Here is a 16,481-nt window from a genome sequence, read left to right on the forward strand (position 1 = left end):
GGACTCCATGAAGGGAACTCAAATTCATCAAGCGCCTAGGCTGCTGGGTATCATCTGGCCGTTTGTCGCCGTGGTGATCCTGCAGGTCTTGCTGGCCGGCCTGAGCCTGTACACGCTTTCGGCCGTGCGTGCCTATGTCGCCGGCGAGAGCCTCTGGTCGAAGGCGCAGAAAGACGCCATCTATTACCTCAATTTATACGCCGAGCGGCCTGAACCGCGCTTTCTGCAGCGTTTTCACCAAGCCATCGCCGTGCCCCAGGGCGATCACGAACTGCGCATCGCGCTGGACCAGCCCACACCCGACTACGCTGCAGCCCGCACCGGCATCCTGCAGGGCGGCAACCACCCTGAAGACGTCAGTAGGATCATCTGGTTCTACAGCTACTTTCGTAACATCAGCTTCATGCAGAAGGCCATTGCCTATTGGGATATCGGCGACGACTACCTGCGCCAGCTCGACCTGCTCGCGACTGAAATCCACAGCAGCTTCAGCAGCGGCCAGCCGACCCTGGAGCAGGTCAATGAGTGGAAGGCGCGCATCGCCACCATCAACGAAGGCGTGACGCCGGCCGCCAAGGCCTTCAGCGACGCCCTGGGCGAAGGCTCGCGGGTGCTGCTCAAGGTGTTGCTGATCAGCAACCTGCTGACGGCAATCTTCCTGATTACAATGGCCTGGCGCCGTTCGAGCAAGTTGTTGTCCCAACGCCAGGCGTTTGCCAGCGCACTGCAGGCCGAAAAGGACCGTGCGCAGATCACCCTGGCCTCGATTGGCGATGCGGTGATCACCACCGACGTCGACGGCAATATCCTCTACATGAACGCCGCCGCCGAGCAGCTGACCCACTGGCAAGCTGCATCAGCTCAGGGGCTGCCGTTGTCGGCGCTGTTCAGCCTGCTCGACGAGCACAGCGATGAAGACGCGCGCACCTTGATCGAGCAGGTGCTGGCAGGCAGCCTGCGCGGCGGCGCCGAGCATGCACGGTTGATCCAGCGCCTGGATGGCAGCACGGTCTCGGTCAACCTGGTGGGCTCACCGATCCTCAGCGATGGCCAGGCCACTGGCATCGTCCTGGTGCTGCATGACATGACCCAGGAGCGGCAGTACATTGCCAACCTGTCGTGGCAGGCCACCCATGACGCCCTGACCGGGCTGGCCAACCGCCGCGAGTTTGAATACCGCCTCGAACAGGCGCTCAACGGCCTGGCGCGTCAGCCTGGCCGGCATGCGTTGATGTTTCTCGATCTGGACCAGTTCAAGCTGGTCAACGACACCTGTGGCCACGCCGCGGGTGACGAGCTGCTGCGCCACATCTGTGCGGTGCTGCAGTCCGGCCTGCGCGAGGGCGACACCCTGGCGCGGCTGGGGGGAGACGAATTTGGCGTACTGCTCGAGAACTGTCCGCAGGAGCAGGCCGAGCGCATCGCCGAGCAACTGCGCCAGGCGGTGCAGAGCCTGCATTTTGTCTGGAAGGGGCGGCCGTTCATTACCACTGTGAGCATTGGCCTGGTGAGCATGGCGCAAGCGCCCGGCACCCTTGAGGCCTCCTTGCGCGCTGCCGACATGGCCTGCTACATGGCCAAGGAGAAGGGCCGCAATCGGGTTCAGGTGTACCACGCCGACGACAGCGAGCTGTCCATGCGCTTTGGCGAAATGGCCTGGATTCAGCGTCTGCATGTGGCGCTCGAGGAGAACCGCTTCTGCTTGTACGCCCAAGAGATTGCCGCCCTCAGTGATCAGGAAGGGCCGGGGCATATCGAGATCCTGCTGCGCCTGCACGACGAAAGCGGGCGGACCATTCTGCCCGACAGCTTCATCCCCGCCGCCGAGCGTTATGGGCTGATGACGGCGCTTGATCGCTGGGTAGTGCGCAACGTATTCCAGGTTATCCGCCAGTGCCTGAACGAGGGGCGCCCGGGGCCGTTGGCACTGGTGGCGATCAACCTGTCCGGTTCGAGCATCGGCGACGATAAATTTCTTGATTATTTGCAACGGCTGTTCAGCGAGTTTGAAATCCCGCCACGGATGATTTGCTTCGAAATTACCGAAACCAGCGCCATCGCCAATCTGGGCAGTGCCATTCGCTTCATCAATGAATTGAAAGGGCTGGGCTGCAAATTCTCGCTGGATGACTTCTGCGCCGGAATGTCGTCATTCGCTTATTTGAAGCATTTGCCGGTGGACTACCTGAAGATCGACGGAAGTTTTGTAAAAGACATGCTGGATGATCCGATTAATCGCGCTATGGTTGAGGTGATCAACCACATCGGCCACGTCATGGGCAAACGCACCATCGCCGAATTTGTTGAAACGCCGTTGATCGAGCAGGCCCTGCAGGAAATCGGCGTGGACTACGCCCAGGGCTACCTGATCGAGCGGCCGCAGGTGTTTACCTGCGATAGCCTGCAACGCCAACGAATTGCAGCACGGCCTTTGCTGCAGCGCGCGCCAGGGACGTTTCGCTGAGAGTGGACGGCTAAATCACAGGGAATCAAGGAGCTGACAGTGAGTGACGCATTCGTTCGGATTGGGCCGCTGATGGATCCCGCCAGCTACCCGCAGTGGGCGCAACAAATGATCGAAGACTGCCGCGAGAGCAAGCGCCGGGTAGTCGAGCACGAGTTCTACCAGCGCCTGCGCGATGGTCAACTGCGTCAAGCGACCATTCGCCAGTACCTGATTGGCGGCTGGCCAGTGGTTGAGCAGTTTTCCCTGTACATGGCGCACAATCTGACCAAGACCCGCTTTGCCCGCCACCCTGGCGAGGACATGGCCCGGCGCTGGCTGATGCGCAATATCCGCGTCGAACTTAACCATGCTGATTACTGGGTGCACTGGTGCCATGCCCACGGTGTGACCTTGGGTGATCTGCAGGCGCAGGACGTGCCGGCCGAGCTCAATGGCTTGAATGACTGGTGCTGGCGGGTGTGCTCGACCGAGTCGCTGGCGATTGCCATGGCGGCCACCAACTATGCGATTGAAGGCGCAACCGGCGAATGGTCGGCGGTGGTCTGTGCGGATGGCGCGTATGCCGAGGGCTTCCCGCAAGAGACCCGCAAGCGCGCCATGAAGTGGCTGAAAATGCATGCCCAGTATGACGATGCGCACCCTTGGGAGGCGCTGGAGATCATCTGCACACTGGTGGGGGAGAGCCCGACGCCGTTGCTGCGCGCCGAGTTGCGCAAGGCGGTGTGCAAGAGCTACGACTGCATGTACCTGTTCCTCGAGCGCTGCATGCAGCTCGAGCAGCGTCAGGCTGGGCGTACGCGGCTGGGTCTTGCAGCCGGTTGATCGCGACTTGGCGCCACAACGCTAACCCTGTGGGAGCGGGCTTGCCCGCGAAGGGCTGCAAAGCAGCCCCAATCCAGCCACCGCGGTGTTACTGGGCGTTGAACGCCTGCCCATTCACCGCCTTGCTGTCCGGCCCCATCAAATACACGTAAACCGGCATGATTTCTTCAGGCAACGGATTGTCCTGCGGATTCTCGCTCGGATACGCCGCCGCACGCATGGCGGTGCGGGTCGCGCCCGGGTTAATGCTGTTGGAGCGCACCGGTGCTACGCCTTCCAGCTCGTCGGCCAAGGTCTGCATCAAGCCCTCGGTAGCGAACTTCGACACACCATAGGCACCCCAGTAAGCCCGGCCCTTGCGCCCGACGCTGCTGGAGGTGAACACCACCGACGCATCCTGGGACAACTTCAGCAGCGGCAATAGCGTGCTGGTAAGCATGAACGTGGCATTCACGTTGATGTGCATCACGCGCATGAAGTTGTCGCCCGAGAGCTGCTCCACCGGCGTGCGCGGGCCAATGATCGAGGCGTTGTTGAGCAGCCCGTCAAGGCGACCGAAGTCGTTCTCGATCATTACTGCCAGCTCGTCATACTGGTGCGCGAGGGCGGTTTCCAGATTGAACGGGATCACCACCGGTTGCGGGTGGCCAGCGGCTTCGATCTCGTCATAGACCTCATTGAGGTTGGCTTCGGTCTTGCCCAGCAGCAGCACGGTCGCGCCAAGCGCGGCATAGGCTTTGGCCGCCGCAGCGCCAATGCCGCGGCCGGCGCCAGTCACCATGATCACTCGGCCAGCGAGCAGGCCAGGGCGGGCGGTGTAATCGAACATAGGTCTATCCTTTGCAAGCCAGGGCGCGGCGGGCGCGCCCTCAGCGATTGATCAGCAGCCGCACAGCGCGCTGTCGAGCACCTTGCGCAGCTCCAACGGGTGGTCCACCACCACGTCTGCACCCCAGTTGTTGGGGTTGTCCTGCGGATGAATATAGCCATAGCGAACCGCTGCGGTGCGGGTCCCGGCGTCGCGCCCCGACTCGATATCACGCAGGTCGTCACCGACGAACAGCACGCTGGCCGGGTCCAGATCCAGGGTCTTGCAGGCCAGGATCAGTGGCTCGGGGTCCGGCTTGCTGTTCTTGACATGGTCCGGGCAGATCAACAACGCAGAGCGCTCGGCCAGGCCCAGGCGCTGCATGATCGGCTCGGCGAAACGCACCGGTTTGTTGGTCACCACACCCCAGATCAGGCCGCCTTTTTCGATATCGTCGAGCAGCTCGGGCATGCCTTCGAACAGCTTGCTGTGCACTGCACAGTCACGCTGGTAACGCTCGAGAAATTCCAGGCGCAATGCCTCGAAGCCTTCGTCTTCAGGGCTCATGGCAAAGGTCGCGGCAACCATCGCCCGCGCGCCGCCGGAGATCTCGTCGCGGATCAGCTTGTCGGCGATCGGCGCCATGCCGCGCTCGGCGAGCATCGCCTGGCAGATGGCGATGAAGTCAGGCGCGGTGTCCAGCAGCGTGCCGTCCATGTCGAAAAGTACTGCTCGCAAACGCATGCTCACACCTCGCGCAGGGTCTGGATCATGTAGTTGACGTCGACGTCGCTGCTCAGCTTGTAGTGCTTGGTCAGCGGGTTGTAGGTCAGGCCGATGATGTCTTTGACTTCAAGCCCGGCAACCCGGCTCCAGGCGCCCAGCTCGGACGGGCGGATGAATTTCTTGAAGTCATGGGTGCCGCGCGGCAGCATCTTGAGGATGTACTCGGCGCCGATGATCGCCAGCAGGTAGGCTTTGGGGTTGCGGTTGATGGTCGAGAAGAACACCTGGCCACCCGGCTTGACCATGCGGTAGCAGGCGCGGATTACCGACGACGGGTCAGGCACGTGCTCGAGCATCTCAAGGCAGGTGACCACGTCGAACTGCTCGGGCATTTCTTCGGCCAGGGCCTCGGCGGTGATCTGCCGGTACTCGACCTCGACGCCCGACTCGAGCTGGTGCAGGCGGGCTACCGCCAGCGGCGCTTCGCCCATGTCGATGCCGGTCACGGTGGCGCCGCGTTGCGCCATCGCTTCGCTGAGGATGCCACCGCCGCAGCCGACATCGAGCACCTTCTTGCCGGCCAGGCTGACGCGCTCGTCAATCCAGTTGACCCGCAGCGGGTTGATGTCGTGCAGGGGTTTGAATTCGCTTTCGCGGTCCCACCAGCGGTGGGCGAGGGCCTCGAACTTGGCGATTTCGGCGTGGTCGACGTTGCTCATTGAACAGATCCTCTGAAACTTGAATAAAAGGTGTCACTAAGCGCCAGCCGCAGCTGGAGCGTGGTCATTCCTTGCCTGCGATGCGCGCGCCCCAGGCGCGGGCCATGGCGGTCAGTGCCGCCTCGTCCATACGGGTCAGGCGGCGCTCTTCGAGCAGCTGCTCGCCGGCGACCCAGACATGCTGCGCGCAGTCGCGGCTGGTGGCATAGATCAATTGTGACACAGGGTCGTGTACCGGCTGCTGGGCCAGGCCAGACAAGTCGAACGCCACCAGGTCGGCGGCCTTGCCCAGCTCCAGCGAGCCGATCTGTGCGTCCAGACCCAGGGCGCGAGCGCCATTAAGGGTCGCCATGCGCAAGGCGCGATGGGCGTCCAGCGCCGACGCCGAGCCGGCCACCGCTTTCGCCAGCAGGGCAGCGGTGCGGGTCTCGCCGAGCAGGTCGAGGTCGTTGTTGCTGGCCGCGCCATCGGTGCCTATAGCGACATTGACCCCGGCCTGCCACAAACGCTCAACCGGGCAGAAGCCGCTGGCCAGTTTCAGGTTGGATTCCGGGCAGTGGATCACGCTGGTGTTGCTTTCTACCAGCAGCGCCAGGTCGTCGTCGCTGATCTGGGTCATGTGCACCGCCTGCAGGCTCGGCCCCAGCAGGCCAAGCCGCGCCAGCCGAGCCAGCGGCCGTTCGCCGTGCTCGGCAACGGCCTGCTCGACTTCGCTGGCGGTCTCGTGGATGTGCATGTGCAGCGGCGCATCGAGCTGATCGGCAATCACGCGGATCTTCTCCAGCGTCTCGTCACCGACCGTATACGGCGCGTGGGGGCCGAGGGCGATCGTGATGCGCGGGTGGTGGCGCAACTCGCCAAACAGCTCGATGGCCTGATGCAGGGCGTCGTCCGCAGTCGCTGCACCGGGTATCGGGAAGTCCAGCAGCGGCACCGCCACCTGGGCGCGAATGCCGCTCTGCTCGACTTGCTCGCAGGCTTCGCGCGGAAAGAAGTACATGTCGGCAAAGCAGGTTATGCCGCCCTTGAGCTGTTCGGCGATGGCCAGGTCGGTACCGTCGCGGACAAAGCCCGGATCGACCCAGCGGCCCTCGGCCGGCCAGATGTGCTCACGCAGCCAGGTCATCAGCGGCAAGTCGTCCGCCAGGCCGCGGAACAGGCTCATGGCAGCGTGGCCGTGGGCGTTGATCAGGCCTGGGCACAGCAGGCAGTCGGGCAACTCGCGCACCTGTAGCGCCGCCGGCGCGCGCTCGCGCGGGCCGAGCCAGGCGATCAAGCCGTCGCGCAGGCCCAGCGCGTGCCCTTCCAGTACCACGCCGGCTGGCTCCACAGGCACCAGCCAGGTCGGCACCAGGAGCAGGTCGAGGGGGGCTACGGAGGTCGGCATGCGGCAGCTACCTGAAGGGTTTGGGCGGATCGCGCAGTATACCCGAGCGCCCGCGGCTGAGGCTCGCTATAATCGCCGGCTTTTGATCAGCAAAGCACGGGGAGAGGCGATGCGCGAGCGACTTATGGCGGCAGAGAAGGTGACCGGCATTCAGTGGCGTGACGGCACCCTGCATCTGCTCGACCAGCGCCTGCTGCCGGCGCAAGAGCGCTGGCTGGCCTGTACCGACGTGTCTCAGGTGGTGAGCGCGATCCGCTCGATGGCGGTGCGCGGTGCGCCGGCCATCGGCATCAGCGCCGCTTACGGGCTGGTCCTGGCGCTGCGTGCCCGGCTTGCCGAGAAGGGCGACTGGGAAGAGTCGATCGAAGAAGACTTTCTCGATCTGGCCGAAGCGCGGCCCACCGCGGCCAACCTGTTCTCGGCGCTCAACCGCATGCGTGATCGCTTGCAGCGCCTGCGCCCCAATGAAAACCTGCTGGCGGCCATGGAAGCCGAGGCCATCGCCATTCACGACAGCGACCGCGAAGCCAACCTGACCATGGCCCAATACGGCATCGAGCTGATCCGCCGCCAGCAAGGCAACGAGCAGACCATGCTGACCCACGGCAATGCCGGTGCGCTGGGTAGCGGGGGCTTCGGTACCGCGCTGGGTGTGCTGCGCGCAGCCTATCTTGAGGGCATGGTCGAGCGGATTTACGTCGGCGAGACCCGGCCCTGGCTGCAAGGCTCGCGCCTGACCGCCTGGGAACTGGCGCAGGAAGGCGTGCCGGTCACCCTCTGCGCTGACTCGGCGATGGCGCACCTGATGAAGGTCAAGGGCATCACCTGGGTCGTGGTGGGTGCCGATTGCATCGCGGCCAACGGCGATGTCGCGGCCAAGATCGGCACTTACCAACTGGCGGTAGCGGCCATGCACCACGGCGTGCGCTTCATGGTGGTGGCGCCAAGCACCAGCATCGACCTGAACCTGGCGACCGGTGACGATATCCCGTTGGAAGAGCGCGAAGCAGACGAGCTGCTGGACGTTGCCGGCAATCGGGTTGCCGCGCAGGTCGAGGTGTTCAATTCGGTGTTCGACGTGACCCCGGCTGACCTGGTTGATGTGATCGTGACCGAAAAAGGCGTGGTAGAGCGCCCGGACACCGCCAAGATCGCCCAGCTGATGTGCCGCAAGCGCCTGCATTGAGCGCCTGCGCGCCGTGCAGGGCGCAGCTGTCAGGGCAAAGCTGCCGTTGCTCGGCAGCGCTGCTTCTTGTTGCAGCTTGAGGCTTAAGCCTGATGCATTTTTGTGGTACCATCCGGCAGTTTCCAAGGCCGCCCGTTTATGCGGTCTTCATTGCGCAGATCCAAGGCACAACCTATTGATTTGTCGTAAGTCGTCGCACCACTGTGCGCTGCGGCGACGAGCTTCGTTCGTCCTCTGGGGACTTGGACGAGGTTTCACCAGAAAAAGGAATCAGGCTTCTCATGGGCGAACTGGCCAAAGAAATCCTCCCGGTCAATATCGAAGACGAACTGAGACAGTCTTACCTCGACTACGCGATGAGCGTGATTGTCGGGCGTGCACTGCCCGATGCGCGTGACGGCTTGAAGCCCGTGCATCGCCGCGTTCTGTTTGCGATGAGCGAGTTGGGCAACGACTGGAACAAACCGTACAAGAAGTCCGCCCGTGTGGTCGGTGACGTTATCGGTAAGTACCACCCGCACGGCGACACTGCGGTCTACGACACCATCGTGCGTATGGCCCAGCCATTCTCGCTGCGCTACCTGCTGGTCGACGGCCAGGGCAACTTCGGTTCGGTCGACGGCGACAACGCTGCGGCAATGCGATACACCGAAGTGCGCATGTCCAAGCTGGCACACGAGCTGCTGGCTGACCTGCACAAAGAAACCGTCGACTGGGTACCCAACTACGACGGCACCGAGCTGATCCCGGCGGTAATGCCAACGCGCATCCCCAACCTGCTGGTCAACGGCTCCAGCGGTATCGCCGTGGGCATGGCGACCAACATCCCGCCGCACAACCTCGGCGAAGTGATCGATGGCTGTCTGGCGCTGATCGACAATCCTGAAGTCACCATCGATGAGCTGATGCAGTTCATCCCTGGTCCGGACTTCCCGACTGCCGGCCTGATCAACGGCCGCTCCGGCATCATCGAGGCCTATCGCACCGGTCGTGGCCGCATCTATATGCGCGCCCGCTCCGAGATCGAAGACATCGACAAGGTCGGTGGCCGTCAGCAGATCGTCATCACCGAGCTGCCGTACCAGCTGAACAAGGCTCGCCTGATCGAGAAGATCGCTGAGCTGGTCAAAGAGAAGAAGCTCGAAGGCATCACCGAGCTGCGCGACGAGTCCGACAAGGACGGTATGCGCGTGGTCATCGAGCTGCGTCGCGGCGAGGTGCCTGAGGTCGTGCTCAACAACCTCTACCAGCAGACTCAGCTGCAGAGCGTGTTCGGCATCAACATCGTCGCCTTGATCGACGGTCGTCCGCGCCTGCTCAACCTCAAGGACCTGCTCGAAGCGTTCGTCCGTCACCGCCGTGAAGTGGTGACCCGTCGTACCGTATTCGAGCTGCGCAAGGCCCGTGAACGTGGCCACATCCTTGAAGGCCAGGCTGTCGCACTGTCCAACATCGACCCGGTCATCGCCCTGATCAAGGCCTCGCCGACCCCGTCCGAAGCCAAGGAAGCCCTGGTTGCGATGCCGTGGGAATCGAGTGCGGTGCAGGTCATGGTCGAGCGCGCAGGCGCCGACTCGTGCCGCCCGGAAAACCTCGATGCCCAGTACGGCATGCGCGATGGCAAGTACTTCCTGTCGCCAGAGCAGGCCCAGGCCATTCTTGACCTGCGTCTGCACCGCCTGACCGGCCTTGAGCACGAAAAGCTGCTGGCCGAGTACCAGGAGATTCTCGAGCAGATCGGCGAGCTGATCCGCATCCTCAGCAGCGCCGAGCGCCTGATGGAAGTGATCCGCGAAGAACTCGAAGCGATCCGTGCCGAATACGGCGACGTGCGCCGCACCGAGATCCTCGATGCCCGTCACGACCTCAGCTACGGCGACATGATCCCGGAAGAAGAGCGCGTGGTGACCATCTCCCACGGCGGCTACGCCAAGACTCAGCCGTTGACCGCGTACCAGGCCCAGCGCCGTGGCGGCAAAGGCAAGTCGGCGTCCGGCGTCAAGGACGAGGACTACATCGAACACCTGCTGGTTGCCAACAGCCACGCCACGCTGTTGCTGTTCTCCAGCAAGGGCAAGGTCTACTGGCTGAAAACCTACGACATCCCGGAAGCCTCGCGCGCTGCCCGTGGCCGTCCGCTGGTCAACCTGCTACCGCTGGAAGACGGCGAACGCATTACCGCCATGCTGCAGATCGACCTCGAAGCCCTGCAGCAGAGCGCCGATGTCGATGAAGAGCTGGAGGATGGCGACGACACCGTGCTCGAGGGTGAGCTGGTCGAAGCCGAAGAAGTCGACGAAGAAGACGGCGACACTGCCGAGTGGGCTGCAGAGCCTACCGGTGCCTACATCTTCATGGCGACGGCTTCCGGTACCGTCAAGAAGACCCCGTTGGCGCAGTTTGCGCGTCCACGTACCAGCGGCCTGATTGCGCTGAAGCTGAAAGAAGGCGACACCCTGATTGCCGCCGCCATCACCGATGGCGCCAAGGAAGTCATGATGTTCTCCGACGCCGGCAAGGTCATCCGCTTCGCTGAAAGCGTCGTGCGTGAAATGGGCCGTACAGCTCGCGGTGTGCGCGGCATGAAGCTGGGCAAAGGCCAGCGGATCATCTCGATGCTGATCCCCGAGTCCGGTGCGCAGATCCTTACCGCCTCCGAGCGTGGCTTCGGCAAGCGTACCCCGCTGTCCAAGTTCCCACGGCGCGGTCGTGGTGGTCAGGGCGTGATCGCCATGGGCACCAAGGGCCGTAACGGCCTGCTGATCGGCGCGATCCAGGTGCAGGAAGGTGAAGAGATCATGCTCATCTCCGACCAGGGCACGCTGGTCCGCACCCGCGTTGGCGAAGTCTCCAGCCTGGGTCGTAACACCCAGGGCGTGACCCTGATCAAACTGGCCAGCGACGAGACCCTGGTGGGCCTTGAGCGGATCCAGGAGCCATCCGAAGACCTCGAGGAGTTGCTCGAAGGCGAGGAGGGCGCAGAGGGCGTCGAACTCGATGCGGTAGAGGCGGCAGAAGATGACGCCGGCGCCGCCGAAGAGGCGCCGCAGGAATAAACAGCGCAACAACCCGAGCGGGGCGGCCATGGTCGCCCCGCTTACTGACCAGAGCAGAGCGAGAGTGGATGTGAGCAAACGAGCCTTTAACTTCTGCGCAGGCCCTGCTGCGCTTCCTGAAGCAGTCCTGCAGCGCGCCCAGGCGGAAATGCTGGACTGGAATGGCAAAGGTCTGTCGGTGATGGAAATGAGCCATCGCAGCGATGACTACGTGGCCATTGCCGAAAAGGCCGAGCAGGACCTGCGTGACCTGCTGTCCGTCCCCTCCAACTACAAAGTGCTGTTTCTGCAAGGTGGCGCCAGCCAGCAATTTGCCGAGATCCCGCTGAACCTGCTGCCGGAAAACGGCACCGCAGACTACATCGAGACCGGCATCTGGTCGAAAAAGGCCATCGAAGAAGCGCGTCGCTTTGGCAACATCAACATTGCTGCCAGCGCCAAGCCCTACGATTACCTCGCTATCCCCGGCCAGAACGACTGGACCCTGAGCAAGGACGCCGCTTACGTCCACTACGCGTCCAACGAAACCATCGGCGGCCTGCAGTTCGACTGGGTGCCGCAGACCGGTGACGTACCGCTGGTGGTCGACATGTCTTCGGACATCCTCTCGCGCCCGACCGATGTGTCCCAGTTCGGCCTGATCTACGCCGGCGCGCAGAAGAACATCGGCCCAAGCGGCCTGGTTGTAGTGATCGTGCGTGAAGACCTGCTCGGTCGCGCCCGCAGCAGCTGCCCGACCATGCTTGACTACAAGGTCTCGGCCGACAACGGCTCGATGTACAACACGCCGGCAACCTATTCCTGGTACCTCTCGGGGCTGGTCTTCGAGTGGCTCAAGGAGCAGGGCGGTGTCGAGGCCATGGAAGCGCGCAACCGGGCGAAAAAGGACCGCCTGTACGGCTTCATCGACTCCAGCGATTTCTACAGCAACCCGATCAGCGTCAACGCCCGTTCGTGGATGAACGTGCCGTTCCGCCTGGCCGACGAGCGCCTGGACAAGGCCTTCCTCGCCGGTGCCGACGCCCGCGGCCTGCTCAACCTCAAGGGCCATCGCTCGGTGGGCGGCATGCGCGCATCGATCTACAACGCCCTTGGTCAGGACGCCGTGGAAGCGCTGGTCAGCTACATGGCTGAATTCGAGAAGGAGCACGCCTGATGGTCGAGCACGAACTCAAAGCCCTGCGTGTGCGCATCGACAGCCTCGACGAGAAGATCCTCGAGCTGATCAGCGAGCGCGCCCGCTGCGCCCAGGAAGTGGCCCGGGTCAAGATGGCCAACCTGGCCGAAGGCGAGACGCCGGTGTTCTACCGTCCCGAGCGTGAAGCTGCCGTGCTCAAGCGCGTCATGGAGCGCAACGGCGGCCCACTGGGCAACGAAGAGATGGCGCGTTTGTTCCGCGAAATCATGTCTTCGTGCCTGGCCCTTGAGCAGCCGCTGAAAGTCGCCTATCTCGGCCCTGAAGGTACCTTTACCCAGGCTGCGGCGATGAAGCACTTCGGTCACGCGGTGATCAGCCGGCCAATGGCGGCGATCGACGAAGTGTTCCGTGAAGTGGCCGCCGGTGCGGTCAACTTTGGCGTAGTGCCGGTGGAAAACTCCACTGAAGGTGCGGTCAGCCACACCCTCGACAGCTTCCTCGAGCACGACATGGTTATCTGCGGCGAAGTCGAGTTGCGCATTCACCATCACCTGCTGGTGGGCGAGAGCACCAAGACCGACAGCATCACCCGCATCTATTCCCACGCCCAGTCGCTGGCCCAGTGCCGCAAGTGGCTCGATGCGCACTACCCGAATGTTGAACGGGTGGCGGTGTCGAGCAACGCCGAAGCGGCCAAGCGGGTCAAGGGTGAATGGAACTCGGCGGCGATTGCCGGCGATATGGCAGCCAACCTGTATGGCCTGACGCGCATTGCCGAGAAAATCGAAGACCGCCCGGACAACTCCACGCGCTTCCTCATGATCGGCAGCCAGGAAGTGCCGCCGACCGGCGACGACAAGACTTCGATCATTGTGTCGATGAGCAACAAGCCGGGCGCGCTGCACGAGCTGCTGGTGCCGTTCCACGACAACGGCATCGACCTGACCCGGATCGAAACCCGGCCGTCGCGCAGTGGCAAGTGGACCTATGTGTTCTTCATTGATTTTGTCGGGCACCACCGTGATCCGTTGATCAAGGCAGTGCTGGAGCAGATCAGCCAGGAAGCCGTAGCGCTGAAAGTGCTGGGGTCTTATCCAAAGGCAGTGCTTTGATCGCAGGCCTCTGGGGCTGCAACGCAGCCCCAATGGCCCTCCCAGACTGACCTGATCCATCAACAGGGTTCACACCAGTGGTAAACGCACCAACACCCCAACCCACGCCAATCATCAACCGTCTGGTGGTGGTCGGCCTCGGCCTGATTGGCGGCTCGTTCGCCAAGGGCCTGCGCGAAAGCGGCCTGTGCCGCGAAGTGGTCGGCGTCGATCTCGACGCCCCGTCGCGCAAACAGGCTGTCGCCCTGGGCGTGGTCGACCGCTGCGAAGAAGACCTTGCCAGCGCCTGCATCGGCGCCGACGTGATCCAGCTCGCCGTGCCGATTCTGGCCATGGAAAAACTGCTCGCCGTGCTGGCCGGGCTCGACCTTGGCAATGCCATCGTCACCGACGTCGGCAGCGCCAAGTGCAATGTGGTCCGTGCTGCTCGCGAAGTGTTCAGCAGTAATCTGCCGCGCTTCGTGCCTGGCCACCCGATTGCCGGCTCCGAGCAGAGCGGGGTAGAGGCCTCCAACGCCGCGCTGTTCCGCCGGCATAAAGTCATTCTTACGCCACTGGCTGAAACCGACCCTGCCGCACTGGCCATGGTCGACCGCCTGTGGCGCGCATTGGGCGCCGATGTCGAACACATGACGGTTGAGCGTCACGACGAAGTGCTGGCCGCTACCAGTCACCTGCCACACCTGCTGGCCTTCGGCTTGGTCGATTCGCTGGCCAAGCGCAATGAAAACCTCGAAATCTTCCGGTACGCTGCAGGGGGCTTTCGCGATTTCACAAGAATCGCCGGCAGCGACCCGATCATGTGGCATGACATCTTCCTCGCCAACCGCGAGGCGGTGCTGCGCACGCTAGATACATTTCGCAGCGACCTCGACGCCTTGCGCGACGCGGTCGATGCAGGGGATGGGCACCAGCTGCTGGGGGTATTTACCCGCGCACGGGTTGCCCGCGAGCATTTCAGTAAAATCCTGGCCCGCCGGGCCTATGTGGACGCTATGAACGCCAACGATCTGATTTTCCTGGCCCAACCTGGTGGCCGCGTGTCCGGACGGATCCGCGTTCCAGGCGACAAGTCGATTTCCCATCGCTCGATCATGCTCGGCTCGCTGGCCGAAGGCACCACTGAAGTCGAAGGCTTCCTTGAAGGCGAGGACGCTCTGGCGACCTTGCAGGCCTTCCGCGACATGGGTGTGGTCATCGAAGGCCCCAACCATGGCAAGGTCACTATTCACGGTGTCGGCCTGCACGGCCTGAAAGCGCCGCCCGGGCCGATCTACGTCGGCAACTCGGGCACCTCGATGCGCCTGCTGTCGGGTCTGCTCGCCGGCCAGCCGTTCGACGTGACCATGACTGGCGATGCTTCGCTGTCGAAGCGGCCGATGGGCCGTGTCGCCAACCCGCTGCGGGAAATGGGCGCCGTGGTCGAAACCGGCGCCGATGGCCGGCCACCACTGACCATTCGTGGCGGGCAAAGGCTCAAGGCACTCAACTACACGCTGCCAATGGCCAGTGCCCAGGTCAAATCCTGCCTGCTGCTGGCCGGCCTGTATGCCGAGGGCGTGACCACCGTCACCGAGCCTGCGCCAACCCGCGACCACACCGAGCGCATGCTGCGCGGCTTTGGCTATGCGGTCGAGTCCAACGGCCCGGTCGCTTCGCTGCAAGCGGGTGGCAAACTCACCGCAACCCGTATCGAAGTGCCGGCAGATATCTCCTCTGCTGCGTTCTTCCTGGTTGCCGCGTCGATCGCCGAAGGCTCCGACCTGCTGCTTGAGCACGTCGGCATCAACCCGACCCGCACCGGTGTCATCGATATCCTGCGCCTGATGGGCGGCGATATCGCTCTGGAGAACCAGCGTGAAGTCGGCGGCGAGCCGGTAGCCGACCTGCGTGTGCGCGGCGCCAAGCTCAAAGGCATCGAGATCCCCGAGGAGCTGGTACCACTGGCTATCGACGAGTTCCCGGTGCTGTTCGTCGCCGCGGCCTGTGCCGAAGGCCGGACCATCCTGCGTGGCGCTGAAGAGCTGCGAGTGAAGGAATCCGACCGTATCCAGGTAATGGCCGATGGCCTGGCCACCCTGGGCGTGAAGTGCGAACCGACCCCGGACGGGATCATCATCGACGGCGGCCCGATCGGCGGCGGCGAAGTGCACGGCCACGGCGACCACCGTATCGCCATGGCTTTCAGCATCGCCTCGCTGCGGGCCACTGCGCCGGTGCGTATCCATGACTGCGCCAACGTTGCCACCTCGTTCCCGAACTTCCTCGCGCTGTGCGCCGAAGTCGGCATTCGTGTGGCTGAAGAGGCCAAGTCGTGAACGCCCAGGCCCCCGTCATCACCATCGACGGCCCAAGCGGTTCGGGCAAAGGCACTGTAGCCGGGCTGCTGGCGCGTGAGCTCGGCTGGCGCCTGCTCGACTCCGGCGCGCTGTATCGTTTGCTCGCCTTCAGCGCGCGCAACCATGGCGTCGACCTGACCAACGAAGAGCTGCTGACCAAGCTGGCCGCTCATCTGGATGTGCAGTTCTACCCGGCCGAGGAGGGTAAGCTGCAGCGCATCATGCTCGAGGGAGACGACGTCAGCCTCGACATCCGTACCGAAGCAGTCGGCGCCGGCGCCTCGATGGTGGCCTCGCTGCCCGCGGTGCGCGATGCCCTGCTGCAGCGCCAGCGCGCGTTTCAGGAGGCTCCGGGGCTGATCGCAGACGGCCGCGACATGGGCACTGTGGTGTTCCCGGACGCGCCGTTGAAGGTGTTTTTGACCGCCAGCGCCGAGGAACGGGCGCGTCGTCGTTATTTGCAGTTGAAAGCGAAAGGCGACGATGTTAGGCTGGCGAGTCTGCTAGATGAGATTAGTGCGCGCGATGAGCGCGATACCCAGCGTGCGGTGGCCCCGCTTAAACCGGCGGCCGACGCGATACAGCTGGACTCTACCGAGTTGTCTATCGAGCAGGTGTTGCAACGCATCAAAAGCGAAATCGCCCTGCGCGGTATCGCCTGATGATCAGGAAAGCAGGCAGGGGCACCAGTCAACGTCTTGCCGGTTTTCCTTTAAATAAC

The 16,481-nt window shown here is 63.4% G+C and carries 12 protein-coding genes; 8 read left to right on the top strand and 4 right to left on the bottom strand.

Annotated elements, in window-relative coordinates:
* The first annotated feature begins 7 nt into the window (after positions 1–7).
* Both FW789_RS00505 and FW789_RS00510 read left to right on the top strand, forming a co-directional pair.
* Complete coding sequence (locus tag FW789_RS00505; protein WP_186699966.1) at positions 8–2,464, top strand: EAL domain-containing protein; 2,457 nt, start codon at positions 8–10, stop codon at positions 2,462–2,464.
* Between the two features lie 39 nt (positions 2,465–2,503).
* Positions 2,504–3,289: an iron-containing redox enzyme family protein gene (locus FW789_RS00510; protein ID WP_207073677.1), complete on the top strand. Its 786-nt coding sequence runs from the start codon at positions 2,504–2,506 to the stop codon at positions 3,287–3,289.
* Between the two features lie 88 nt (positions 3,290–3,377).
* Here the strand turns inward: FW789_RS00510 and FW789_RS00515 are convergent, their stop codons facing one another.
* From FW789_RS00515 to FW789_RS00530, 4 genes are all read right to left on the bottom strand, one after another.
* On the bottom strand, positions 3,378–4,118 hold the full coding sequence (locus FW789_RS00515) for a YciK family oxidoreductase (protein WP_411564448.1): 741 nt from the start codon (positions 4,116–4,118) through the stop codon (positions 3,378–3,380).
* A gap of 51 nt (positions 4,119–4,169) precedes the next feature.
* A complete protein-coding gene (gene mupP / locus FW789_RS00520) occupies positions 4,170–4,841 on the bottom strand; it encodes an N-acetylmuramic acid 6-phosphate phosphatase MupP (protein ID WP_103438214.1) in 672 nt (223 codons plus the stop codon).
* 2 nt (positions 4,842–4,843) lie between these two features.
* Entirely contained in the window at positions 4,844–5,542 is a 699-nt protein-coding gene (gene ubiG, locus FW789_RS00525; RefSeq protein WP_101321657.1) for a bifunctional 2-polyprenyl-6-hydroxyphenol methylase/3-demethylubiquinol 3-O-methyltransferase UbiG, read from the bottom strand.
* A gap of 64 nt (positions 5,543–5,606) precedes the next feature.
* Positions 5,607–6,929 carry a TRZ/ATZ family hydrolase gene (locus FW789_RS00530; protein ID WP_446430732.1) on the bottom strand — a complete coding sequence of 441 codons (1,323 nt, stop codon included), beginning with the start codon at positions 6,927–6,929 and terminating at the stop codon, positions 5,607–5,609.
* Positions 6,930–7,038: 109 nt separating this feature from the next.
* On the opposite strand from FW789_RS00530, the gene mtnA reads away from it, so the two are divergent.
* The 6 genes from mtnA (at position 7,039) to cmk (ending at position 16,422) form a co-directional block, all read left to right on the top strand.
* On the top strand, positions 7,039–8,115 hold the full coding sequence (mtnA, locus tag FW789_RS00535) for an S-methyl-5-thioribose-1-phosphate isomerase (RefSeq protein ID WP_103438212.1): 1,077 nt from the start codon (positions 7,039–7,041) through the stop codon (positions 8,113–8,115).
* Between the two features lie 281 nt (positions 8,116–8,396).
* Entirely contained in the window at positions 8,397–11,171 is a 2,775-nt protein-coding gene (gene gyrA, locus FW789_RS00540; protein ID WP_207073680.1) for a DNA gyrase subunit A, read from the top strand.
* A 70-nt stretch (positions 11,172–11,241) separates the two neighbouring features.
* Complete coding sequence (gene serC / locus FW789_RS00545) at positions 11,242–12,327, top strand: 3-phosphoserine/phosphohydroxythreonine transaminase (RefSeq protein WP_207073681.1); 1,086 nt, start codon at positions 11,242–11,244, stop codon at positions 12,325–12,327.
* Complete coding sequence (gene pheA, locus FW789_RS00550) at positions 12,327–13,421, top strand: prephenate dehydratase (RefSeq protein ID WP_101321653.1); 1,095 nt, start codon at positions 12,327–12,329, stop codon at positions 13,419–13,421. The genes serC and pheA overlap by 1 nt, the downstream gene beginning before the upstream one ends.
* 77 nt (positions 13,422–13,498) lie before the next feature.
* On the top strand, positions 13,499–15,739 hold the full coding sequence (locus FW789_RS00555) for a bifunctional prephenate dehydrogenase/3-phosphoshikimate 1-carboxyvinyltransferase (protein WP_446430733.1): 2,241 nt from the start codon (positions 13,499–13,501) through the stop codon (positions 15,737–15,739).
* Complete coding sequence (gene cmk / locus FW789_RS00560) at positions 15,736–16,422, top strand: (d)CMP kinase (RefSeq protein WP_101321651.1); 687 nt, start codon at positions 15,736–15,738, stop codon at positions 16,420–16,422. The genes FW789_RS00555 and cmk overlap by 4 nt, the downstream gene beginning before the upstream one ends.
* Positions 16,423–16,481: the final 59 nt, after the last annotated feature.

Source organism: Pseudomonas sp. 1121_17, assembly GCF_052850745.1.